Consider the following 23,994-nt stretch of genomic DNA (forward strand, 5'->3'; position numbering starts at 1 on the left):
CGTTACTCCGCGTCCGCGAGTTGCGCGATCAGACCCGAGCGCGCTTCGCTTACGAGCTTGGCGAGGTCGCCGTCGCGCACATAGTCGAGTTCGGGCACGGACTTCTGTAAGTCGCTCGGCGCTTGCGTCGCGAGCGTGATGAGCCTGTCTTTGAGCATGGCGAGAAATTCGGGATCGGATTCGGCTTCGATCAGAAGCGCGTGGAGATCGGCGAGCGCGTCGCCGCCATCGGCCAGATCCGCCGCAGTGCGTTCGCGCGTGATCGGCTGCGTCGCCACTTTCACCTTTTCGAGCCACAAGCGGTCGTGGCTGATCGCCGCGATCTGCGCGAGGACTTCGGCGCGTAGCTGTTTCTCGTTGGCGAAGAGTTCGCCGTGCGCCTTCGTCGCGCCGGTGATGCTCACGCGCACCGCGTGCGGCACGGGGCGCTCGGCGGCATCCACGAGCGTCTCCAGCGCACGGCCGGCCGCGCGGGCGACTTCATCGAGCGTGTCGAGGCCGGAAGCATCGACATTCACGGCTTCCCAGCGCAATACGTCGATGAACAGCCGCTCGACGCTGACCTCCTCCGCCTCGGACACGCTGACCAGCACCGCGCCGCGCCGGCCCGTCTCGCGGATCGTGCGTCCCTGCAAGTTGCCCGGAAACACGATGGTCGATGCTTCCTGCCACATCGCGAACTCATGCACGTGGCCGAGCGCCCAGTAGTGATACTCGCGCGCGTGCAGTTCGGCGACCGTGCACGGCGCGTAGCTTGCGTGCATCGCCGCGCCTTCGAGCGCCGTGTGCAGCACGCCGATATTGAAATAACCGTCGACAGGCGGCGGATACGCGGTCACGAGATTCGTCGTCACCGCCTTGTCCTTGAAGCTGTGGCCGTGCAGCGCGACCTTCAGCGCGTCGATGCGATATGTCTGCGGCTTCTTTGTCGAAAACGTGTGGACGTTGTCCGGCAACTGAAGCTGGCTCGTCATTTCGCTTTCGGCGTCGTGATTGCCGTAGAGCAGATACACGGGAATGCCCGCGCGCCGCAGCTTGCCCATCTCCTTGCAGAAGAAGATGCCGGTGTTGTGATCGCGCCAGGTGCCGTCGTACAGGTCGCCCGCGATGACCATGAAGTCCACCTGCTCGTCGATGGCGACCGACACGAGCTTCGAGAACGCCTCGCGCGTGGCGTTGCGCAGCATGTCGGCGGGCGCGTCGGCGTAGGCGGAAAGCCCGTGCAGCGGGCTGTCGAGATGGATATCGGCCGCGTGAATGAAGCGCATGGCGCTGTCTCCTTTGAATGAGTGGTCGCGCTTCTCGCGTGTTCGAACGACGATGCTTGCAGACGTTTGGGACATTTCGCGTCTCGTTGGACTCAGTGTTTCGCCGCGCTCAAGAGACGCGAAATGTCCCGACCCGCACGCAGAATTCGTGAACGTCAACACGCAGCGAGGTAACCCGATGACCAGTCCCTACACCGCTCATAACGTCGACGCCGCGATCGTGCATCTGGAGCGCGTCTTGTCGGCTGAAGGCGCGAATTCGCTATTCGGCCAGACTTACTGGCGCAAGCGCGTGCAGCAGGTCAGCGCGACGCGCGGCTTGCAGCGCGATCAGCGCATGCGGCTCGACCGATTGATGAAACTGCTCGCCACCGACGCATGCGAGGCGACATGCCAATGACGAACCGACGAATCAACTGCGCTCGAGAGCCTGCGCCAGCGCGACGAACTCCGCCACCGGCACTTCTTCGGCGCGACGCGCGAGATCGAAACCGAGCGCATCGAAATCGACCTTGTCGCGATACGCCGCGAGATTGTTGCGCAAGACCTTGCGACGCTGCGCGAACGCGGCCTTGACGACATCGCTCAACACGGTTTCGTTGACGGCTGGCAATTCATGCGCCGCGAACGGAATCATGCGCACGATCGCGGAGTTCACCTTCGGCGGCGGCTGGAACGATTCGGGCGGCACGTCGATCAGCTTGTCCATCACGTAGCGGTATTGCAGCATCACCGACAAACGCCCGTATTCCTTGCTCGCCGGCTCGGCGATCATGCGCTCGACCACTTCGTCCTGAAGCATGAAGTGCTGGTCGATGACCTTCGGCGCGAACGTCGTCAGATGGAACAGCAGCGGACTCGAAATGTTGTACGGCAGATTGCCGACGATGCGCAGCGACGGCTTGTCGCCCGCGAGCGCGAGCGTGCCGAAATCGAATTCGAGCGCGTCCGCCGAATGCACGACGAGCCGCTCGCCGAAGCGCTTTTCCAGCCGCCCGATCAGGTCGCGGTCTAGTTCCACCGCGTGCAGCGGCGACTCGGGCGTGGCGAGGCGCTCGATCAACGGCTCGGTGAGCGCCGCGAGCCCCGGCCCGATTTCGACCATGCGCTCGCCGCGCTGCGGCCCGATGGCGTCGACGATGGAATCGATCACGCCCTGATCGACGAGAAAGTTCTGGCCGAAGCGTTTGCGCGCCAGATGGCCCTGGTGTCGTGTGGACATACGTTTTCGTTGAATGCGCTCAGGCGCTGCGTTTGTGGCGCGCCATGGTCACGGCGGCGTCGATGGCGGCGATCATGCTGCCGGGGTCCGCGCGGCCCGTGCCCGCGAGATCGAGCGCGGTGCCGTGATCGACGGAGGTGCGGATGATCGGCAGGCCAAGCGTCACGTTGATGCCTTCGCCGAAGGTCGCGTACTTCAGTACGGGCAGGCCCTGATCGTGGAACATGGCGAGCACGCAGTCGGCGTCTTTCAGATAGCGCGGCTGGAACAGCGTGTCGGCGGGATACGGACCGGGCGCGTCGATGCCGAGCGCGCGGGCGCGTTCGAGCGCGGGCGCGATGACGTCGATTTCCTCGCGGCCCAGATAGCCGTTTTCGCCAGCGTGCGGATTCAGGCCGGTCACGAGAATGCGCGGCGCGGCGAGCCCGAAATGCGCGCGCAGATCGTGATCGATGATGTGCAACGTCTCCACGATACCGTCGATGCTGAGCGCAGCCGATACGTCCTTCAGCGGCAAGTGCGTGGTCGCGAGCGCGACGCGCAACGGGCGCTCGCCGCTGCCCGCGAGCATCATCACGACGCGCGGCGTATGCGTGCGCTCCGCGAGATATTCGGTGTGGCCGGTGAAGGGGACGCCGGCATCGTTGATCGTGCTCTTTTGCAGCGGCGCGGTGACGATGGCATCGAAACGGCCTGCCACCGCGCCGTCGATGGCGGCATCGAGTAGATCGAGCACGTAGCGCCCGTTTGCCGCATCGAGCTTGCCGGCTTCGGCGGGCGCCGCGAGCGCGTGATGTTCGATCTCGATGAGGTCGCCGTTCGAAGGCCACTTGGCGCCCGAGCGCGCTTCGAGCAACGCACGGTCGCCGAGCACGACAAAGCGCACCGACGGCCAACGCGCGTGCGCCTGAGCGAGCGCCGCAGCCGTCAGTTCCGGACCGACGCCCGCCGGCTCGCCGGTCGTAATGGCGACGGTAAGCGGCCTGTCCGGATGCGCGGCGGTGCTCATGCGGCTTACTGCTGCGCCTCTTGCGCAGCAATGCCCTTGTACTGCACGTACGCCGTGTCGCGCAGTTCGCGCAGCCAGTCGGAGTACGCCTGCTCGGCCTTGCGCTGGCCGATTGCCTGACGCGCGATGTCGAGCTGTTGCGTGGCGGTCCCTTCCGCGTCGCGGCGGCCGAGCACCTGAATCAGGTGATAGCCGTATTCGCTGCGCACCGGGTCGCTCACCGCGCCGTCCTGCAGGTTGTTCATGGCGCGCTCGAATTCGGGCACGGTTTCGCCGGGGCTGATCCAGCCGAGATCGCCGCCTTGCGAGGCCGAGCCGTCCTGCGAGTACGTGCGCGCGAAGTTGGCGAAGTCGCCGCCCGCGGCCACTTGCTGCTTAATATCGAGCAGCTTCTGGCGCGCGCTCGCTTCCGACATGCCGTCCGACACGCGCAGCAGAATGTGGCGCACATGCGTCTGCACGAGCTTCGGCGCATCGGCCGCGGTGCCCTCGCTCGCGCGACGTTCCACTAGCTTCACGATCTCGAAGCCGCCGTCGGTGCGCAGGAGCGTCGGCACGACCTGGCCCGGACGCAGCCCCGACACCGCCGAGACGATGCCCGCCGGCAGCGTGCCGGGCGCGCGAAAGCCGAGGTCGCCGCCCTTGCTGGCGTCGGTGTCCTGCGAGTTCTGCTTGGCGAGCTTCGCGAAATCTTCGCCGGCCTGCGCCTGCTTGAGCACGGCGTCGGCCTTCGCCTGCACGGCCGCGACTTCCGAATCCGGCGCGTTCGACGCGAGCTTGAACATGATGTGCTGCAGATGCAGGTCGCTCGCGTTACGCGCGCCCGGCCCGCGCTGGCTGGCGATGTAGTTCGCCACTTCGCCGTCCGATACGGTGATCTTGCTGTCGACTTCCTTCTCGCGCAGCTTCGAGAGCGTGAGTTCGGTGCGCGCGTCGCGCATGAACGTCGCCCACGGCACGCCTTGCGCCTCGATGCGCGAGCGATAGACGTCGAGCGTCATTTGGTTCTGCTGCGCGAGGCGTTGCAGCGTGCGATTGACGGTGGCGTCGTCGATCACGATACCGTCCTCTTTCGCCTTCTGCAGCTGGATGCGTTCGAGCACCATCTGGTCGAGCACCTGCCGGCGCATCTGTTCGATGGGCGGCACAGGCGCGTTCTGCTGCTTGAGCCGCTGCACGATCAGGCTCGTGCGCTCTTCCAGCTCGCGCTGCGTGATGACGCCGTCGTTCACCACCGCGACGACGGAATCCGCCACCTGCACATTCGGGTTCGACAACGCCTGCGCACCGGCCGGCGAACTCACCATCAGCGCCGCTGTCAGCGCGCTCGCGGCCATCGCCGTCGATCGAAACAGTTTCATGTTTGCCACAGATACTCCATCAAATCCTGACTTGACCCATTCGTGCGCTGTGCGCTTCTTTGGCGTTGTGGTACGGCTTGTCACTCGTAGTCGCTGAAGCGGGCGAGCGGCGGAGCAGACGGCGGCGGCGGCTGGTAGCCCTGAACGCTCGCGCGGAACGCGCTGACGAGACCGTTGTCGACCTTCGACAAACCCTTGAACGTGATCTGCGCAAGCACGCGCGTACCCGACGAAGGCTGGCCGCTCGTGTTCACGCCGTTGGCGTAACGCTGCGCGCCGAAGCCGAGCGCCCAGCAGTCGGCATCGTACTGGAAGCCCACGAGGCCGTCGACGAGCCGGTGGCCGGCAAGATCATAATTGACACGCGCGACGGCATAGAGACGGTTCGTGAGCGGCCATTCGCCGGACACCAGCAACTGGTTGATCGGCTCGTTGACGAGCGTGGTCTGGTTCGAGCGCGTGTACCGGTAGCCGACGTTGATGACCTTTCGGTCCGCCGGACTGAACGCGAAGCCGACGCTCGTGCGCACGAGCTGGTTATTGTCGACATTATATTGGAACGCAGTTTCCGAAGCGAAACCAGCGCCCAGCTTGATGGCCGCGCCGGCGATCAGGTCCGAGTGCTTGGCCTCGTTGATCGGCTGGTCCTGGCTGATCGTGACGCGCTGGCTCGTGAAATAGTATTGCTGCGCGATCACGAAACGCGCGCGCTCGTCGCCCGTCGCCGGGTTGATGAAGCGCGTGGTCAGCCCGGCCGTCAGGCGGTTCGCATCCGCGATGCGGTCGTTACCGACGAACGTGTTCGGCGTGTAGATTTCCGCGAGCCCGAAGTCGGCTTCGGCGGTATCGAAGATCGGCGCGAAATTCTGGTTGCGATACGGCGTGTAGACGTAATAGAGCCGCGGTTCGAGCGTCTGAATGTAGTCCTGCCCGAAGAGCCGCACGGAACGGTCGAACACGAGCCCCGTATCGAGACTGACCGTGGGAATCGACTCGGTGAAGTTCTTCGGCTGCCCGGCCGGCGTCAGCGGCTGGCCCGGGATCGGGCCGGTCGCGATGTGGCTCAGGTCGTATGACGCGAAGTGCCACTGAACCTTCGGCGTGAAGAAATAGCCCGGCGCGTTGATCCCGTAACTCACGTACGGGTTCAAATACATGCGCTGACCGTCGGTCGCGCCTTCCTGCGTGATCGTGAAGCGCGTGAAGTCCGCTTCCGCGCCGTAATCGAAGCCACCGACGTTGTACTTGTTGTACTGCACGTTCAACTGCGGCTCGCGCGCGTACGGCGGAATCGACGGCTGCAGCGTCTGCCAGCGTTGCTCGCGGGCGAGCACGGACCACGGCCCGTTGTTGTACGTGAGCCCGGCTTCCTGCTGATACAGCAACTGCGTGCCGTTCAGGAACTGATTCGACGCGTTGCCCAGGTCTTCCGGATACTGATCGTCCGAAACTTTGTTGTAATTGACGTAGCCGCCAAAGCCGCCGCCGAAGTTCTGCCGATGCTGCCAGAAAATCGCATAACGGTTCGTGTGCGTTTCGCGGTCGTTCGGCAGATAGTCGACCGTGAGCGAGCCCGAGTACGTCGGCGAGAGATAGCGATAGTTCGCTTCGCCGAGCACGCCGCGCCGCGACATGATGCGCGGCGTGACGGTCAGATCGCGGTTCGGCGCGATGTTGAAATAGTACGGGATCGTGGCTTCGAAGCCGGTCGTCGAACTGAGCGAGAACGTCGGCGGCAGAAGGCCGCTGCGGCGGTCGCCCGTCAGCGGAAACGAGAGCCACGGGCTCGCGAACACAGGCACGCCCTGGAAGAACAGCACGCCGTTATGCGCGATGCCTTCTTCCGAGCCGGTATCGAAATCGAACGACGAGCCCTTGATGTACCACGCCGGATTCGTGTCGCACTGGCAGGCGGTGTAGGTGCCGTGATCGACGCGCGCACGCTCGTTGTCGATCAGATCGATGCGCTCCGCGCTGCCCGAGCCGCCCGTCAGATTGAAGTGGTACTTCGGGTTCGTCATAAACCCTTCGTTCGAATCCACTTTCAGATGCGCTTCCGGACCGACGAACGACACGCCGTTGTTGATGAGCCTGACATGACCGAAAGCATCGGCCATGTCCGTGTCCTGGTCGTAATGCAGCGCGTCGGCCTTGATGACCGTGACCGTGCGGCGCACTTCGGCCGAGCCTTTCGCCGCCATGTCCTCGTCGGACGTGCCGGTGGCCTTGTCGCCGAGCAGGAAGGTCGTGGGTTGCTGACCGCTTTTGAGCGGCCGTTCCTGCAACTGCGGCGCGAGACGCAGGCTGTCGGGACCGTCGATCGGCTGCGCGTCGGCGGCCGGACCGGCGAGCTGCGCATGCGCGAGAGCGGGCATCAGGCCCGGCACGGAAAGCAGCGCGGCGACGAGCCGCCGCCGGCGTGGCTGTGCGTCGCCTTGAATCTTCGATGCGGGAAACTGTCGTGGCGGCATGTATGGGTGGCGGTTCGATCCCGTTCGCGTCGGACGCGCTCGATGCCGCCAAGTGAGCGGCCGCGGTTCGCCCGCGTCATTGCCGGAGTGAATTCGACGGTCCGTGGCTAGGCAGGGACGACACTCGATCGAACGATGACGCGGCACGGTCGTCGGCGCCTGGCGCCAGGCGCGAACAGATAGCTCAAGGATCGCTTAAAAAAGTCGTGGGGTATTATATGGCAAGATGTTTTGCCTCTCGAATTTATGACGCACAATCCCGCCGACACCCGCTTCGAGCAACTCCGTTCCTGGCTTCAGACTTTCGCCGAAACGTATCGGCTGAATCTGGACAGCCTCGCCCCCGCCTCCGCCGACGCCAGTTTTCGCCGCTATTTCCGTCTCGACTGCGATTCGGCGCACGGCAAGACGCTGATCGCCGTCGACGCTCCGCCGCCGGAAAAGTGCCGCGAGTTCGTGCAGGTCGCGGGTCTGCTAGAGGCGGCGAACGTGCATGTGCCGAAGATCCTGCAAACGGATTTCGACGTCGGCTTCATGCTCGTCACCGATCTCGGCACGACCACGTACATGTCCGTGCTCGACGAGAAGAACGCGCGGCCCTTGATGCGCGCGGCCATCGACAGCCTGATCCGCTTTCAGAAGACAGCGCGCGAGGGCGTGCTGCCGCCGTTCGACGAAGCGTTCCTGCGCCGCGAGATGGAACTGATGCCGGAGTGGTTCATCGGCCGCCATCTGGGCCGCGAAGTGACGGCGGACGAACGCAAGACGCTCGACGACACATTCACGCTGCTCGCACAAAGCGCGCTCGCGCAGCCGCAGACGTTCATGCTGCGCGATTTCATGCCGCGTAATCTGATGGTGAGCGAGCCGAATCCCGGCGTGCTGGATTTTCAGGACGCGGTGTACGGGCCGATCACATACGACATGGCCTCGCTCATGCGCGACGCCTTTATCAGCTGGGACGAGGAGTTTCAGCTCGATTGCATCGCGTATTACTGGGAGCGCGCGAAGAAGGCAGGGCTGGATGTCGATCTAGACTTCGGCGAGTTCTACCGTCAACTGGAATGGATGGGCCTGCAGCGGCACATCAAGGTGCTGGGGCTTTTCGCGCGCATTCATTATCGCGATGGCAAGTCGCACTATTTGGCGGATCTGCCGCGTTTCATCGGTTATGCGCGTAAGGTCGCGGAGCGTTATGCGCCGCTCTGGCCGTTCGCGCGCCTGCTCGATTCGCTCGAAGGCCGCGCCGTCGAAGTCGGCTACACGTTCTGATTCCCCATTTCGGCATGACCCAACACCTGAAGACGGCGATGATCTTCGCCGCCGGCCGCGGCGAGCGCATGCGCCCGCTCACCGATACATGCCCGAAGCCGCTGCTCGAAGCGGGCGGCAAGCCGCTCATCGTCTGGCAGATCGAGCGGCTCGCGGCGGCGGGCGTCGAGACCATCGTCATCAATCACGCGTGGCTCGGCGCGCAGATCGAAGCGGCGCTCGGCGACGGATCGCGTTGGGGCGTCGAGTTGCGCTTCTCGCCCGAGGGCGAGGCGCTGGAAACGGCGGGCGGCATCGCGAAGGCGCTGCCGTTGATCGGCAAAGGCGTGTTTATCGCGGCGAGCGGCGACGTGTTCTGCGATTTCGACTACGCCACGCTGCGGGACCGCGCCGACGAACTCGCGCGCAGCGAACAGCCGGGCCTGCATCTCGTGATGACGCCGAATCCGCCGTTTCATCCGAACGGCGATTTCGCGCTGATCGACGGCAAGCTCGCGCTCGATGGCTCGCCGCGCTACACGTTCGGCAACATCGGTCTATACGACACGCGCATGTTCCTCGATCTCGCGCCCGGCACGCGCCGCGCGCTGACGCCCTACTATCGCGAAACCATCGCGCAAGGACGCGCGACCGGCGAACTGTACGAAGGCCGCTGGGAGAACATCGGCACGCCGGAGCAGCTTCAGTCGCTGGACGAGGAGCTTCGCGCCCGCTGAGTGTCCCGGAATGGGACGCATCCGATGGTAAAATGCGCGGTTCTTCCGTCTTTTCCCTCCAGCCGCACGCCGCTGCCGACACGTCACCATGTCCGATACCCGCCCCGATACCCTCTTTGCGCTCACCGCGCTCTCGCCGCTCGACGGCCGCTACGCCGCCAAAACCGAAGCCCTGCGCGACTGGCTTTCCGAAGCGGCTTTCATGCGTCATCGCGTCACGGTCGAGATTCACTGGTTGATCGCGCTGTCGCGTGCGGGTTTCGCCGAAGTGCCGCGCTTTTCCGAAGCCGCAGAGCAGTTCCTGCTGGGCCTCGTCAGCCGCTTCACCGCGCACGATGCGGCGCGCATCAAGGATATCGAACGCGTCACGAATCATGACGTGAAGGCGGTCGAGTACTGGCTCAAGGAGTCCGTCAAAGGCCAGCCGGAACTGGAGCGCGCAAGCGAGTTCATCCATTTCGCTTGCACGTCGGAAGACATCAACAACACGTCGCACGGGCTGATGCTCGCGGGCGCTCGCGAACACGTGATCCTGCCCGCGCTGCGGTCGGTGCACGAGCGCCTCGTCAAGCTCGCGCACACGCATGCCGAACAGCCGATGCTCTCGCGCACGCACGGCCAGCCCGCCAGCCCGACGACGCTCGGCAAGGAAATCGCGAACGTCGCGGCACGCCTGTCGCGTGCGATCGAGCGTATCGCGCATGTGCCGCTGCTCGGCAAGATGAACGGCGCGGTCGGCAACTACAACGCGCATCTGTCGGCGTATCCGGAGTTCGACTGGGAAGCGTTTTCAAAGGATGTCGTCGAGAACCGGCTGAAGCTGACGTTCAATCCGTACACGATCCAGATCGAGCCGCACGATTACATGGCCGAACTGTTCGACGCCGTCGCGCGCGCGAACACCATCCTGCTGGACCTCGACCGTGACGTCTGGGGCTACATCTCGCTCGGCTACTTCAAGCAGCGCACGAAGGCGGGCGAAATCGGTTCGTCGACGATGCCGCACAAGGTCAATCCGATCGACTTCGAGAACTCGGAAGGCAATCTCGGTCTCGCGAACGCGACGCTGCGCCACCTCGCCGACAAGCTGCCCATCTCGCGCTGGCAGCGCGATCTCACGGATTCGACCGTGCTGCGCAACATCGGCGTCGCGTTCGGCTATTCGCTGCTCGCGTATGACGCGCTGATCCGCGGCCTCGACAAGCTCGAAGTGAACGCCGCGCGCCTGAACGAAGACCTCGACAACTGCTGGGAAGTGCTCGCGGAGCCGGTGCAGACCGTGATGCGCCGTTACGGCATCGAAAATCCGTACGAGCAACTGAAGGAACTAACGCGCGGCAAAGGCATCACGCGCGAGGCGCTGCAAGCGTTCATCGGCGGTCTCGCGATTCCGGCCGACGCGAAGCAACTGCTGCTCGACATGACGCCGGCGTCGTATATCGGCAAGGCGGCGGAACTGGCGAAGCGCATCGCGTAACGCGGCCGCTACGCAATGAAAGAAGCCCCACGCTCTCGCGAGCGCGGGGCTTTTTCTTTACGGCACGATCAGCGCGTTTTGAGCTTCTCGATCACGTCATCGACGATCTGCTCAGGCGTCTTCTCGATGCTCTCGATGATCGCCTCGTCCTCACCCGGTTCTTCGAGCGTGTTGAGCTGGCTCGTCAGCAGCGACGGATCGAAGAAATGCCCGGTGCGCGTTTGCAGGCGCTCCTGCAGCGTCTCGAAGGTGCCGTGCAAATAGACGAAACACACGTCCTTGTCGCCGTCGCGCAAGATATCGCGGTACGAGCGCTTGAGCGAAGAACACGTGAACACCGCCGTTTCGCCCGCGCGCTGCTTCTCTTCGATCGCCGCGCGTATGGTCTTGAGCCAGGGCCAGCGGTCCTCGTCGGTCAGAGGAATGCCGTGGTGCATCTTTTCCTTGTTGGCGGCGCTGTGAAAAGCGTCGCCATCCGTGAACGGACAGTGAAGGCGCTCCGCCAGCAATTCGCCGATTCGGGTCTTACCGGCGCCCGACACGCCCATCGCGATGAGAATCATCTAAAACTCCTTACACGACCGTCGCGAGTGCGAGGGTCAAACCGAGTCCCATCAGGGAAATGATGGTTTCGAGCAACGACCAGGTCTTGAACGTCTGTCCGACCGTCATCCCGAAATACTCTTTGATCAGCCAGAAGCCGCCATCGTTCACATGCGAGAAGATGAGCGAGCCCGAGCCCGTGGCCAGCACCAGCAGTTCCGGGCTGACGTGCCCGCCCGCCGCGGCGGCGACCGGCGCGACGATGCCGCACGCGGTCGTCATCGCGACCGTAGCCGAACCCGTCGCCAGACGAATGAGCGCGGCGACGAACCAGCCGAGCAACAGCGGCGACAGGTTCGCCGACGACGCCGTCGAGACGATCTGCTGCGAGATGCCGCTATCGCGCAGAACCTGACCGAAACCGCCGCCCGCGCCCACGATCAGCGTAATGCCTGCGATCGGAGCAAGACACTCGCCGCAGAACTTCTGAATCTGCTCGCGGTTGAAGCCCTGTTTCGCGCCGAACGTCCAGAAGCTGACCAGCACGGCAATCAAGAGCGCCATATCCGACTGGCCGATGAAGCGCAGCAGATTGTTCGGCAAGCTCTTCGGCGCGAAAATCAGGTCCGCCCAGCTTCCGACCAGCATCAGAATGACCGGCAGCAAGATAGTGAACAGCGTGATGCCGAAGCTCGGCAAATCACGCTTCTTCTCGGTGTCGCCATGCTTTTGCGTGAACTGATCGGCGAGCGCATTGGCATCCGGCAGCTTGACGTACTTGTGGATCATGAGCGCGAAGAGCGGACCTGCGACGATCGCCGTCGGCACGCCGACGATCAGACCGTAAGCGATGGTCTTGCCGATATCCGCGTGGTACGCCTGCACGGCGAGCAGCGCGGCCGGGTGCGGCGGAATCAAACCGTGCACGACCGACAGACCGGCGACCATCGGCAGACCGATCAGCAGCAGCGACTTGCCGGTTCGTCTCGCAACGTTGAACGCAATCGGAATCAGCAGCACGAAACCGACTTCGAAGAACACCGGCAAACCGACGATGATCGCGACGACCATCATCGCCCAATGAATGTTCTTCTCGCCGAACAGATTGATGAGCGTATTCGCGATTCGCTCAGCGCCGCCGGATTCGGCCATCATCTTGCCGAGCATGGTCCCCAGACCGACCACGACCGCAATATGGCCGAGCGTGTTGCCGTTGCCGGTTTCGAACGACTTGACGATTTTGTCCATCGGCATGCCGACCGCGAGGGCCAGCAACACCGACACGATCATGAGCACGAGGAACGGATAGACCTTGTAGCGGGCGATCATCAGGATCAGAACCGCGATCGCGATCACCGCGTAGAGCAGCAACATGCTCCCGTGGACGGCTGGCATAACGCCTCCTTGATTTTGTTGAGATTATTTGCGCTGTCCGTGCGTTTGCCGTCGCTGCCCGGCTTCGTTGGGCAATGTCCGGCAAGCGCGCGCACGGCGCGGACGAACCGAATTCTACTGGTAAGCGGGAGATGCGTCGGTAAACGGCAGCCGACGCAACGTTCGCTCCCAAAAGCAAAAAACCGACGCTCGGGGGAGCGTCGGTTTTTTGAGATTGCTTCTGCATTCAAGCAGCCGGTCTGGCCGCTGTGCGCGGATCGCCGCACCGGAAAGTCATTTGGCGTGGATTGCCGCCGCCGGGAACGCTATCGACGGCTTGCGCCACGACGACCTGTTGTTCCTTGCAGATCTTCGCAGCGGCTGCCGTGCACGCGCTCTGCGATTCGAAAACACCCGAGCACGTCACGCGATACGCGCTCGGTTCTCCGGCGATGTTGACTCTGCGGGCGGTGTAGGTCATGCCCGTATCCGTCGAGCAGGCCGAGAGCACGCCGGCGCATACGAGCGCGGTGATAAGAAGTTTGGACATCTTGATTTCGTCAGTTCATGCGAGTGGCTGGTTAGCGACGGTAAGCAACCGGGCGATCGCGCATCATTGGTGATCGCCCGGTCTGCCCGAGTTTCCTCGAGCCGCTGGTTACCAGCGATACGACGCGTTCGCGCTGTACACCGTGCCGTTGCGGCTCGTGCCTGCACCCGCCTTCAGCACGAGGTTTTGCGTGACGCGCAGATTCAGCGCGACGGCCGCAGCCGCATAGCCCTGGTACGAGGCACCGCCCACACCGACGGACATTCTCTTGTCCTGATCGATGTTCGGAACCATCGCCAACGCCGTGGCAGCGGCAATGCCCGAGTACGCGCTGCGGCCGATGCTGTTCACCTGGTTCTGCATGTCACTCACGGCGCCATCGGTGTAGCTGTTGGCCTGCGACACCGCGTCGTCCAGCTGTTTGACGTTGACCATGTCCGTGTCTTGCGTGCCCGCAGCCACGTTCGTGATCTGACGCTCGTTTCCAGCCGAACCGACCGACACCGTCTGCGCACGATCCGCCACCGAGCTGGCGCCCAGAGCAACGGAGTTGTCCGCCGTCGCCTGGCTGTTCGCGCCGATCGCCGTGGCGTAATTGCCGCTTGCAAGCGAGCCCGGGCCATAGGCCGCGGTGTTCATGCCGGTTGCGCGGGCGTTCGCGCCGGCCGCTGTTGCATGCGGGCCGCTCGCGACAGCCGCTTCGGTCGTGCGGTCGCCGTTTGCTGCGAAGAGCGGACTGTCGTTCGCGGTCACGTTCTGGATCGAGCTCGAAAGCGCGTCCAGCTGCGCCTTGTTGGCCAGGTCCGTCGGCGCGACGCCGGCTTGCACGCCGTGGATCTGCGTACCGTTGACGCCACCGAGCGTGATGTTACTGTAGTCGGTGGTGCCGTCGACGAGAGTATCGAACGTCACGGCGGCCTTCGTCGCCTTGTCGCCGCCGTCGTACAGACCGGACTGCTTCAACTGGCCCACCGTCGCCACGTCGCTGTTCGCGATACCGTCGGCAATGTTCGTGATCCGCAGCTTGTCCGTCTTGTTGCCGAACGAGACCGTGTTTGCCTGGTCAGCGACCGCGTTCGTCGCCAACGCGACCGAGTTATCCGCCGTTGCCGAAGCATTGCCGCCGATCGCGATGGAGTTCTTGCCCGTCGCCGACGAGTCGATCAGCACCGAGTTGGCGTGGAAGTACTTCATGCCGCCGCCGCTCGTCGCCGTGCTGATTGCGGTCGAGATGCTCGTGACGTCACTCACCGCGGTGCTCACCGTGGTCGACACCGAGTTGATGCTCGTCGACATCGAGCTGATGGTCGTCGACATCGAGTTGACGCCGGTCGAGATCGACGTGGACAGGGAACTGAAGCCCGTCGACAGCGACGACAGACCCGTCGACAGCGAACTGATGCCCGTGGACAGCGAGCTCACACCCGTGGACAGCGAGTTGACGGCCGTCGAGGTCGAGCTCGACAGCGAGCTCACGCCCGTCGACAGCGACTCCACACCGGTCGACAGCGACGTGATCGCCGTCGAAGTCGACGTGGACAGCGAGCTCACGCTCGTGGACATCGAGCTGATGGCCGTCGACGACGAAGTCGACAGCGAGCTGATGCCCGTGGACAGCGAATCGACACCCGTGGACAGCGAGCCGATGGCAGTCGACGTCGAGCTCGACAGCGAGCTCAGACCGGTGGAGAGCGAACTCACCCCCGTGGACAGCGAGTTGACTGCCGTCGAGGTCGAGCTCGACAGCGAACTCAGGCCCGTGGACAGCGAACTCACCCCCGTGGACAGCGAGCTGATTCCCGTCGACGACGACGTCGACAACGAGTTGATGCCCGTCGAGAGCGAATTCACACCGGTCGACAGCGAACTGATCGCCGTGGACGACGAAGTCGACAGCGAGCTCACGCCCGTCGAGAGCGAATCCACACCGGTCGACAGCGAGCTAATGGCCGTCGAAGTCGAGCTCGACAGCGAGTTCACGCCCGTGGACAGCGAACTGATGGCCGTCGACGACGAAGTCGACAGCGAGTTGATGCCCGTGGACAGCGAGCTCACACCCGTCGAGAGCGAATCGACCGCGGTCGAAGTCGAGCTCGACAGCGAGCTGATGCCAGTCGACAGCGAACTGATGCCCGTCGAGAGCGAACTCACGCCCGTCGAGAGCGAGTTGATCGCGGTTGACGTCGAAGTCGACAGCGAGCTCACGCCCGTGGACAGCGAACTGATGCCCGTTGACAGCGAGCTGATGCCCGTCGAGAGCGAGCTCACCCCCGTGGAGAGCGAGCTGATCGCGCTCGACGTCGAAGTCGACAGCGAGTTCACGCCGGTCGAGAGCGAGCTGATGCCCGTGGACAGCGAGCTGATGCCCGTCGAGAGCGAGCTCACGCCGGTGGACAGCGAGTTGATCGCAGTCGACGTGGAGGTCGACAGCGAGCTCACGCCCGTGGAGAGCGAATCCACACCGGTCGACAGCGAGTTGATGGCCGTCGAGGTCGAGGTGGACAGCGAACTCACGCCCGTCGAGAGCGAGTTGACCGCGGTCGAGGTGGACGTGGACAGCGAGCTCAGGCCCGTGGACAGCGAGTTGATGCCCGCCGAGGTCGAGCTCGACAGCGAGCTCAACTGCCCGTGGAGAGCGAGCTCACACCCGTCGAGAGCGAGCTGATCGCGCTCGACGTCGAAGTCGACAGCGAGTTCACGCCGGTCGAGAGCGAGCTGATGCCCGTGGACAGCGAGCTAATGCCCGTCGAGAGCGAGCTCACGCCGGTGGACAGCGAGTTGATCGCAGTCGACGTGGAGGTCGACAGCGAGCTCACGCCCGTGGAGAGCGAATCCACACCGGTCGACAGCGAGTTGATGGCCGTCGAGGTCGAGGTGGAGAGCGAACTCACGCCCGTGGAGAGCGAGTTGACCGCGGTCGAGGTGGACGTGGACAGCGAGCTCAGGCCCGTGGACAGCGAGTTGATGCCCGCCGAGGTCGAGCTCGACAGCGAGCTCAACTGACCGAAGTTCACCGCGTCGTACTGGCTCGTGCCGTTGGCCACGTTGGTCAGCGTCACCGGCGTGGTGGCGCCGACACCGCCGAGCGTCACCTTCGTGTGGTTGTCGTTGTCATACTGCACCGAGTTGGCCACGCCCGTGGAGAGCGAGTTGATCGCCGAAGACGTGGACATCGACAGCGAGTTCACGCCCGTGGACAGCGAGGCGATATCGACCTTGCTATTTGTCGTGCTGAGGCCGGTCGAGACGCTACTGACTGTGCTGCTGACCGTGCTCAGGCCCGTGGATAGCGATGCGACGCCAGTCGACGCAGAAGTCGAGAGCGCACTGAGACCGGTCGAGATGCTGCTAACCGCGCTATTCGTGGTACTGAGTCCGGTCGAGATGCTGCTCACCGCGCTATTCGTCGTGCTCAGGCCGGTGGAAAGGCTGTTGACGGCGCTATTCGTCGTGCTCAGACCGCTTGACAAGGAACTCGTTACCGTCGACAGCGAACTGACCGCGCTGGTCACGGTGCTCAAACCGGTGGAGACGCTGTCAACCTTGCTGCTTACCGTGCTCAGACCCGTCGAAAGGCTGCTCACTGCACTGCCGGCCGTGCTCAAGCCAGTGGACAGCGAGTTCACTCCGCTGTTGGCGGTGCTGAGCCCCGTCGAAAGAGAATTAATGCCGGTGGATGCCGAAACGGACAGCGAGCTGAGGCTCGTCGAAAGCGTGCCGACCGTGCTGTTGGTCGTGCTGAGGCCGGTCGAGAGACTATTCACCGAGCCATTCACGGTGCTCAGGCCCGTGGAGATACTGCTGACAGCGCTATTTGTCGTGCTAAGGCCAGTGGACAACGAACTTGCAGCAGTAGAAAGGCTGCTCGCCGAACTCGAAACGGTGCTGAGACCGGTCGACAACGAATTCACGCCACTATTCACCGTGACCATGCCCGTTGACAAGCTGTCGACGCGACTGCCGGTCGTGCTCAGGCCAGAGGACAGTCCGCCCACGACCGTGGATAGCGAGCTAACCGAACTATTGGTCGTGCTAAGTCCGGTCGACAGACTGGTGACCGTGCTGTTGGTCGTGCTCAACCCGGTGGACAGGGAGCTGACTGTGCTCGTCGTTGTACTGAGCCCGGTGGACAAGCTATTGACCGAGCTGTTCGTCGTGCTGAGACCAGTGGAAAGCGAGCTAATGCCGACGGAAGTCGACGCCGAAAGCGACGAAAGGCCCGTCGACAGACTCGTGACAGAACTGGTGAGCGTGCTCACGCCGGTCGAGAGCGAACCGACGTTGCTATTGATCGTGCTGACACCGGTCGAGAGGCTGTCAACCTTGCTACTCGTGGTGCTGAGTCCGGTGGACAGGCTGCTGACCGCGCTATTGGTCGTGCTGAGTCCGCTCGACAGGCTGCTCACCGTGCTGTTGGTCGTGCTGAGACCGGTCGACAGCGAATTGATGCCAGTGGAAGCCGATACCGACAGTGAACTCAATCCCGTCGACACGCTACTGACGGCACTGCTCGTCGTGCTCAGTCCGGTCGACAAACTGTTGACTGTGCTGTTGGTTGTGCTCAGACCCGTGGACAGGCTGCTCACCGAGGTGCTCAGCGAAGCGGTGCCGGTCGACAAGCTGTCGACCGCGCTGTTCGTCGTGCTCAGGCCCGTGGACAGGCTGCTAACGGCGCTGTTGGCCGTGCTGAGGCCCGTGGACAGGCTGCTCACGCCGCTGCTGATCGAGTTGACGCTAGTCGACAGAGAACTGACTGCGCTGTTCGTCGAGCTGAGGCCCGTGGACAGGCTGCTGACCGCGCTGTTGGTCGTGTTCAGGCTCGTCGAGAGGCTGCTGACGGCGCTATTGGTCGTGTTGAGGCCCGTCGAGAGGCTGCTGACGGAGCTATTGACGGTCGATACGCTCGCCGACAAGCTGTTCACGCCAGTGCTTAGCGAACTCACGCCGGCCGAAAGGCTCGTGACCGTGCTGCCGATCGTACTGACGCCGGTCGACAAGCTGCTAACGGTGCTGTTGGTGGTGCTGAGGCCAGTCGAGAGACTCTGGACGCTGCTCGTCACGCCGCTGAGACTAGTCGAAAGCGACGAGAGTCCGGTGGACGCCGAAGTCGAAAGACTGCTGATACCCGTTGAAGCGGAAACCGACAACGAACTCAAGCTGGTCGACAGGCTGCTAACCCGACTGGTCGTCGTGCTAACGCCTGTGGACAACGAATTCACTGCCGTGGACATCGACGACACCGAGGTCGACATCGAGGAAACGCTCGTCGACAGGCTCAATGAAGCGTTGTTCCAGCCAGTCGAAACCGAAGCCATGCTCGACGAGAGGCTCGAGGACGCAGCGGACCAGCCACTCGAGATCGAGCTCATGCTGGTGGAGAGACTCGCCGAGGACGAGCTCCAGGCCACGGATACCCACGCGCATCGTAATGATCTTGCCGCCCTTCTCCCGAAACTTGATCGCCCATTCGCGGTTGAGCTGCGCGCTCATCTCGATCATGACATCGAGCTTGTTCATCGCGGTTTCCATGTCGATCAGCGGCGCGGGCGCATCCACCAGGAAACGCTTCGCATCCTCCGGGCCGCCGTCGCCTCCACCCGTCACGAGATAAGTGGCCTTCACACGCGGCGAGCGTTTCAGCAGCATCACGAGGTAGAGACAGTTCTGGAAAATACCGTTTTCCCAAAGCGACTGCTCGCCTTTGCGAATAAAAATGGATACGCCGATATTGAGCCGTTCGGGCATACCGGATTTCGTTTGCTTGTTCATACGCCGAGCTTCGCCTCGCTGCCTTGAAACAAATTCAGTAACCGGTCGGCAAAGCTGTCCAGGTTTGCTTGATTGAAGGGGTTCACTGAGTCGATGACACGCTGCGCACGAGCGCGATAGTCCGCAAGCGACGCATCGTGCTCCCGCGCTGCGCGCAAGAGCTGCCGCCCTCCCTCCTGTGAATCGAAGCCAGGGTAGTAATAGCCGGCCTCGAGCCAGGGCGAGTTATGCACGAGGGGATAGCCGCCGTATAGCACGTCGAGATAAAGATAATTCTGGTCGTTGCCCCATTGATGGGACACAACGGCATCCGAAAACTGCGACATAAATCCCGCAATATCGTTGCGCCCGTGGAACGTCGCTTTACTGTCCTTGACGATATTCAGGGAATTAGCCATCTGCACGAGCGTCGGATGATCCTTCATATGCAAAGTATTGAGCACATGCATGTGCGAAACACTTGAAGGATCGGTCCGATATGCCTCTTCACAGGCAAGCATCGGGATGCTGGACGTTTTAACGACGGAAATATTCGGCTCAAAGATGGAGACGCGAAAGCCTTGCCGCTGAGAAGCATCGCCGAGCGCCCCGTCCGGGCGCGGCTGATATCCATAATGGAAGCCGTGTTCGCTTATCTCTGCGATGCGCTGCTCGAGAAACTGGGGATGCCATATGAACGGCACCAAATGAACGTCGCACCGGTGCAGCGTGCGCATCATTGGAATGGACAGACGGTCCTTGGACATCAACCAGATCTCGTCATAACGGTCGGGACGCATGACGTGCACCGGTTTGTCGAAAACCGGCGATTCCACCAGCCCCACATACGGCTGGCCGCAACAGTAGTAGACGACCTTCTTTCCACGCGCGCGCATGAGGTCGAGCCACTGCGTGTCGAGCGCACCGCCCATTTCGAAGATGACGTCGACCTGATCTGTGGCGTCGTGGATCCGCATGATGCGCATCCCCTTCGCCGATGCATTCACTTGCGGAGGCAACGCGTTCTGATCACCGACATCGATCAGCGAAACGCTTTCCACGAAAGGTAGCCGCTGCAAAGCCTCCGCCAGAAAGACGACATTCTGGCCGAGACCGTTTTGCCAAATGTTCTGCCCTTGATGCGTGACGACAGAAATTCCGATTCGAATAGTCACAGTTGATTTCTCAGAAATGCCGGATTGCGTATTCGTAAATAAAGCCGCAATGCTTTGCTTGCTCACTGGCAGCGCCGGGTGCGCCGCAGCACGACACATTCGCCGACGGCCCTTAGCAGGAGCGGGAGAAGCGCTAGATCAGGGCGAATGGAACAGCCAACCTACGCTTGAATATATAGAAGATTTTCTAGATTTCCCAGCAATCCGGATATTTATAAGAGTCGTCCTAACGTTTCAGAATTCGCAACGAGGAGACAAGGCGCCGAGTCAAGATAGACGGGAAGGAGACTACCGGCTACGACAGGGCGCTGCAATGGACTGATCGAGTCGGTTGTGTGTTTGCCGGCGACCGGCGGTGGACGTGATCCACGAACTGCCTTCCAACCGCGCCGATATGCTCGCCAATAAGCAGGTAAGGCGATTACTCCAAGCGTATCGGCAGTTAGATAGCGAGATCGCTGATTATTATCATTCTAGTTCTATTCAATTTAAGAACAATCAGCGTTAATTGTATGCGAAGCAACTGCTAGTATGCCAACGCGCATGACGTCAGCGAATCAATTGGGATTAACCGACAGCTACGTCGGCTAGAAGCATTGCTTTGCTTTTGTCATGCTCGCTGCGATCGAGAAGTGTTCGGCTCATGATCGGCACTCAAGAAACGCGAACCGAGCGAACGCTTGATGGAGACGACATATTCTCGCGCATGCAAAACAAACTCTGTGACTAAAGCGAAGAGGTTATTATGATTAAGATCGATCGTAGTGTGCTGGCCCAAGCGCAAATGGCAGGCGGGTCCACCAAGGCAAGTTCGAGTGCGACTTCCTCGACCAATGTGACCATTGATATCTCGCAGGCCCCGGTACACTAACCGGTTCATTGGGCCTTGGCAGGCCGGCGGCCTGCCGTAGACTGAGTGTTCATTCCGGTGCACTGAGTGACACCGGTGTACACAGCGGCCGCATGTGACACGGAATGCGTCGCCGGAGCGCGAAGCACCAGCGCGCGTTCCGCTGAATCCTCCGGGCAGGGCGGCCTTACCTCGTGCGATCCAATGCCGAAGTCGCCGCCATCGGCTTATTTTTGGGGCGCAAGCTCACTCGCAGCCCGCGCTAATCGCGTCACTTCCTCCCAATTCTGCGCAGCAAGCGCAGCCTTCGGCGTCAGCCACGATCCCCCAACACAGACCACATTCGGCTGCGCGAGAAACAGCGACGCCGTCTCCGCCGTAATGCCCCCAGTCGGGCAGAACTTCAGATTCGGGAACGGCCCATAAAACGCCTGGAGCATCGGAACCCCACCCGCCTGCTGCGCGGGGAAGAACTTCACGATCTCATAGCCCAGTTCCATCGCGGTAATGATGTCGCTCGGCGTCATCACGCCCGGCAGCAGCGGCAATCCGGCGTCCTGCGCGGCCTTATGCATGTCTTTGGTCAAGCCCGGCGACACGCCAAACTGCGCGCCCGCTTTCTTGGCCTGCTCGCAATGCTCCGGCTTCGTGATCGTGCCGACGCCGACGACGATGTCCTCGGCGAGTTGGCTCGCGCGTTCGATCGCCCCGATGCCCGCCGCCGTGCGCAACGTGATTTCGAGCACCTTCACGCCGCCCGCATGCAGCGCCCGCGATACGTGTTCGCCCTGCTCGACCGAATCGAATGCGAGCACCGGAATGACCGGGCCCAGACGCACGATTTCGCTTACCGTCTTCATGTGATGCGACTCCTTCTTGTGTGCGGCGACGCTGTCGTCAGACCGCGGGTTTCTGTCAGGTTCGAACTGTCGCTCGATTCGTTAGCGTCCATGCACCATTTGACGATCCGCGTGGCCCGCAGCCGCCGTCGCGCCGCCATCGGTCGACGCGATCTTCGCGCCGATCAGCGGACCGAACACCGACGCGCCCTCCTCGGCCGGCAACGCCGCGCTGCGGAACACGCCGAACAGTTCGCGCCCGAAGCCCACTTCGTTCTCCGCCTGATTCGCCGGCGCTTCGACTTCGCGCGACGCCCATTCGCGCGCATCGATTTCGATGTCGAGCACGCCAGCCGGCGCGTCGATCACCACCACATCGCCGGTGCGCACCTTGCCGAGCGGCCCGTGCAACAGCGCCTCCGGCGACACGTGGATCACGGCCGGCACCTTCCCCGATGCGCCCGACATGCGGCCGTCGGTGACCAGCGCGACATGGAAGCCCTGATCCTGCAACACGCCGAGAAGCGGCGTCAACCGATGCAGTTCCGGCATGCCGTTCGCGCGCGCGCCCTGAAAGCGCACGACCGCGACGAAATCTCGCTTCAGTTCGCCCTTGTCGAAGGCTTCCTGCACTTCTTCCTGCGAATTGAACACGATGGCCGGCGCCTTCACGACGCGATGCTCAGGCGCCACCGCAGAAATCTTGATGACGCCGCGACCCAGCTTGCCCTGCATCAGCCGCAAGCCGCCATCCGGCTGGAACGGCTCGCGAATGCCGCGCAGCACCTTCGTGTCGTGACTTTCAGCGGCGCCATCGACCCATTGCAGCTTGCCGTCGATGAGCTTCGGCTCCTTCGTGTAATGCGACAAGCCGCGGCCCGCGACCGTCTGCACATCTTCGTGCAGCAAGCCGCCTTCCAGCAGATTGCGCACGAGAAACGCCACGCCGCCCGCTGCGTGGAAGTGGTTCACGTCAGCCTTGCCGTTAGGATAGATCTTGGCGAGCAGCGGCACGACCTGCGACAACTCGTCGAAGTCGTTCCAGTCGATGACGATGCCCGCCGCCCGCGCGATCGCCACGAGGTGCAGCGTGTGATTGGTCGAACCGCCGGTCGCGAGCAGCGCGACGATGCCGTTGACGATCGCCTTCTCATCGACCACATGGCCGATCGGCGTGTAGTTGCCGCGCTCGAGCGTGAGATCCAGCACGCGGCGCGCGGCTTCGGCGGTGAGCGCATCGCGCAGCGGCGTGTGCGGATGCACGAACGCCGCGCTCGGCAGGTGCAGCCCCATCACTTCCATCAGCATCTGATTGCTGTTGGCCGTGCCGTAGAACGTGCAGGTGCCGTGACCGTGATACGCGGCGGCCTCCGCTTCGAGCAACGCGTCGCGATTGCACTTGCCGGTCGCGAACTCCTGGCGAACCTTCGCCTTCTCGTCGTTGGTGAGGCCGCTCGTCATCGGGCCGGCGGGCACGAAGATGGTCGGCAGATGGCCGAATTGCAGCGCGCCGATGGCCAGGCCCGGCACGATCTTGTCGCAAACGCCGAGGCACAGCGCCGCGTCGAACATATTGTGCGTGAGCGCGACGGCCGTGCTCATCGCGATGACTTCACGCGAAAACAGCGACAGCTCCATGCCCGCGTTGCCCTGCGTGATGCCGTCGCACATGGCCGGCACGCCGCCCGCGAATTGCGCGATGCCGCCGTGTTCGCGCGCCGCCTGCTTGATGATGTCCGGAAAGCTCTTGTACGGCGCGTGCGCGGAAAGCATCTCGTTATACGACGACACGATGCCGATGTTCGGCTCGCGCACCGCCTTGATCGCGATCTTCTCCTGACCTTCGAGTCCGGCGAAGCCGTGGGCGAGGTTCGCGCAGGACAGCGCGCCGCGCGCGGGGAACTTGCCGTGCGCCGCGTCGATGCGCGCGAGATACGCCGCGCGCGTGGACTTGCTGCGCTCGATCACGCGGTCGGTGACCTTCTTGAGTTGTGAATGCGGGGAAACCATCGAAGCTCCTTGTCTCACTGCGGCGCGCGTGCCGTCGAGTTATGGATTGGACAATTGCGAAGTACGGCGGCTGCGTCGTTGTTGTGTGGCTGGCCGTTTGGCGTCATAT

The 23,994-nt window shown here is 62.9% G+C and carries 19 protein-coding genes; 5 read left to right on the plus strand and 14 right to left on the minus strand.

Annotation, left to right across the window (positions count from 1 at the left end):
• Positions 1-2: 2 nt before the first annotated feature.
• Positions 3-1,268: a DNA repair exonuclease gene (locus HWX53_RS22540; RefSeq protein ID WP_175944999.1), complete on the minus strand. Its 1,266-nt coding sequence runs from the start codon at positions 1,266-1,268 to the stop codon at positions 3-5.
• A 178-nt stretch (positions 1,269-1,446) separates the two neighbouring features.
• Here HWX53_RS22540 and HWX53_RS22545 point away from each other — a divergent pair, with 178 nt between their 5' ends.
• The gene (locus HWX53_RS22545) at positions 1,447-1,668 is read left to right on the plus strand and encodes a hypothetical protein (RefSeq protein WP_175945001.1); all 222 of its coding nucleotides are present in this window, start codon (positions 1,447-1,449) and stop codon (positions 1,666-1,668) included.
• Positions 1,669-1,680: 12 nt separating this feature from the next.
• Here HWX53_RS22545 and rsmA read toward each other — a convergent pair whose 3' ends face one another.
• The 4 genes from rsmA to HWX53_RS22565 all read right to left on the minus strand — a co-directional run bounded on the left by rsmA (position 1,681) and on the right by HWX53_RS22565 (position 7,331).
• A complete protein-coding gene (gene rsmA / locus HWX53_RS22550) occupies positions 1,681-2,490 on the minus strand; it encodes a 16S rRNA (adenine(1518)-N(6)/adenine(1519)-N(6))-dimethyltransferase RsmA (protein ID WP_175945003.1) in 810 nt (269 codons plus the stop codon).
• Positions 2,491-2,509: 19 nt separating this feature from the next.
• Positions 2,510-3,499, minus strand: coding sequence for a 4-hydroxythreonine-4-phosphate dehydrogenase PdxA (gene pdxA / locus HWX53_RS22555; RefSeq protein ID WP_175945005.1), 990 nt, complete (start codon positions 3,497-3,499; stop codon positions 2,510-2,512).
• Between the two features lie 5 nt (positions 3,500-3,504).
• Positions 3,505-4,860, minus strand: coding sequence for a peptidylprolyl isomerase (locus HWX53_RS22560; protein WP_175945007.1), 1,356 nt, complete (start codon positions 4,858-4,860; stop codon positions 3,505-3,507).
• Between the two features lie 80 nt (positions 4,861-4,940).
• Positions 4,941-7,331, minus strand: coding sequence for an LPS-assembly protein LptD (locus tag HWX53_RS22565; protein ID WP_175945010.1), 2,391 nt, complete (start codon positions 7,329-7,331; stop codon positions 4,941-4,943).
• A 246-nt stretch (positions 7,332-7,577) separates the two neighbouring features.
• On the opposite strand from HWX53_RS22565, the gene HWX53_RS22570 reads away from it, so the two are divergent.
• The 3 genes from HWX53_RS22570 (at position 7,578) to purB (ending at position 10,796) form a co-directional block, all read left to right on the plus strand.
• Positions 7,578-8,603, plus strand: a complete 1,026-nt coding sequence (locus HWX53_RS22570) for a phosphotransferase (RefSeq protein ID WP_175945012.1) — start codon at positions 7,578-7,580, stop codon at positions 8,601-8,603.
• A 14-nt stretch (positions 8,604-8,617) separates the two neighbouring features.
• Complete coding sequence (gene murU / locus HWX53_RS22575) at positions 8,618-9,319, plus strand: N-acetylmuramate alpha-1-phosphate uridylyltransferase MurU (RefSeq protein WP_175945013.1); 702 nt, start codon at positions 8,618-8,620, stop codon at positions 9,317-9,319.
• Positions 9,320-9,407: 88 nt separating this feature from the next.
• Positions 9,408-10,796 (plus strand): adenylosuccinate lyase, encoded by a 1,389-nt coding sequence (gene purB, locus HWX53_RS22580; protein WP_175945015.1) that lies wholly within the window; start codon positions 9,408-9,410, stop codon positions 10,794-10,796.
• A 68-nt stretch (positions 10,797-10,864) separates the two neighbouring features.
• Here purB and HWX53_RS22585 read toward each other — a convergent pair whose 3' ends face one another.
• The 4 genes from HWX53_RS22585 to HWX53_RS22600 all read right to left on the minus strand — a co-directional run bounded on the left by HWX53_RS22585 (position 10,865) and on the right by HWX53_RS22600 (position 14,457).
• Entirely contained in the window at positions 10,865-11,359 is a 495-nt protein-coding gene (locus HWX53_RS22585; protein WP_175945018.1) for a gluconokinase, read from the minus strand.
• Between the two features lie 10 nt (positions 11,360-11,369).
• Positions 11,370-12,734: a GntP family permease gene (locus tag HWX53_RS22590; RefSeq protein WP_175945020.1), complete on the minus strand. Its 1,365-nt coding sequence runs from the start codon at positions 12,732-12,734 to the stop codon at positions 11,370-11,372.
• 226 nt (positions 12,735-12,960) lie between these two features.
• Positions 12,961-13,263 (minus strand): hypothetical protein, encoded by a 303-nt coding sequence (locus tag HWX53_RS22595; RefSeq protein WP_175945021.1) that lies wholly within the window; start codon positions 13,261-13,263, stop codon positions 12,961-12,963.
• A 108-nt stretch (positions 13,264-13,371) separates the two neighbouring features.
• A complete protein-coding gene (locus HWX53_RS22600) occupies positions 13,372-14,457 on the minus strand; it encodes a YadA-like family protein (protein ID WP_175945023.1) in 1,086 nt (361 codons plus the stop codon).
• Here HWX53_RS22600 and HWX53_RS22605 point away from each other — a divergent pair.
• Entirely contained in the window at positions 14,405-15,928 is a 1,524-nt protein-coding gene (locus HWX53_RS22605; protein WP_175945026.1) for a hypothetical protein, read from the plus strand. The genes HWX53_RS22600 and HWX53_RS22605 overlap by 53 nt on opposite strands.
• On the opposite strand, the gene HWX53_RS27775 is transcribed toward HWX53_RS22605, so the two are convergent.
• The 5 genes from HWX53_RS27775 to edd all read right to left on the minus strand — a co-directional run bounded on the left by HWX53_RS27775 (position 15,882) and on the right by edd (position 23,885).
• Positions 15,882-16,436: a hypothetical protein gene (locus HWX53_RS27775; RefSeq protein WP_244140220.1), complete on the minus strand. Its 555-nt coding sequence runs from the start codon at positions 16,434-16,436 to the stop codon at positions 15,882-15,884. The two genes, HWX53_RS22605 and HWX53_RS27775, sit on opposite strands and share 47 nt — an antisense overlap.
• Positions 16,437-18,456: 2,020 nt before the next feature.
• A complete protein-coding gene (locus HWX53_RS28070) occupies positions 18,457-19,032 on the minus strand; it encodes a DUF2827 family protein (RefSeq protein ID WP_347879171.1) in 576 nt (191 codons plus the stop codon).
• Entirely contained in the window at positions 19,029-20,252 is a 1,224-nt protein-coding gene (locus HWX53_RS22620) for a DUF2827 domain-containing protein (protein ID WP_347879169.1), read from the minus strand. Before HWX53_RS22620 ends, HWX53_RS28070 begins: the two co-directional genes overlap by 4 nt.
• A gap of 1,011 nt (positions 20,253-21,263) precedes the next feature.
• Positions 21,264-21,896, minus strand: a complete 633-nt coding sequence (gene eda / locus HWX53_RS22625) for a bifunctional 4-hydroxy-2-oxoglutarate aldolase/2-dehydro-3-deoxy-phosphogluconate aldolase (RefSeq protein ID WP_175945030.1) — start codon at positions 21,894-21,896, stop codon at positions 21,264-21,266.
• Between the two features lie 81 nt (positions 21,897-21,977).
• Positions 21,978-23,885 (minus strand): phosphogluconate dehydratase, encoded by a 1,908-nt coding sequence (gene edd / locus HWX53_RS22630; RefSeq protein WP_175945032.1) that lies wholly within the window; start codon positions 23,883-23,885, stop codon positions 21,978-21,980.
• Between the last annotated feature and the right edge of the window lie 109 nt (positions 23,886-23,994).

The sequence above is a fragment of the Caballeronia sp. BCC1704 genome (assembly GCF_902833455.1).
Lineage (GTDB): Bacteria > Pseudomonadota > Gammaproteobacteria > Burkholderiales > Burkholderiaceae > Caballeronia.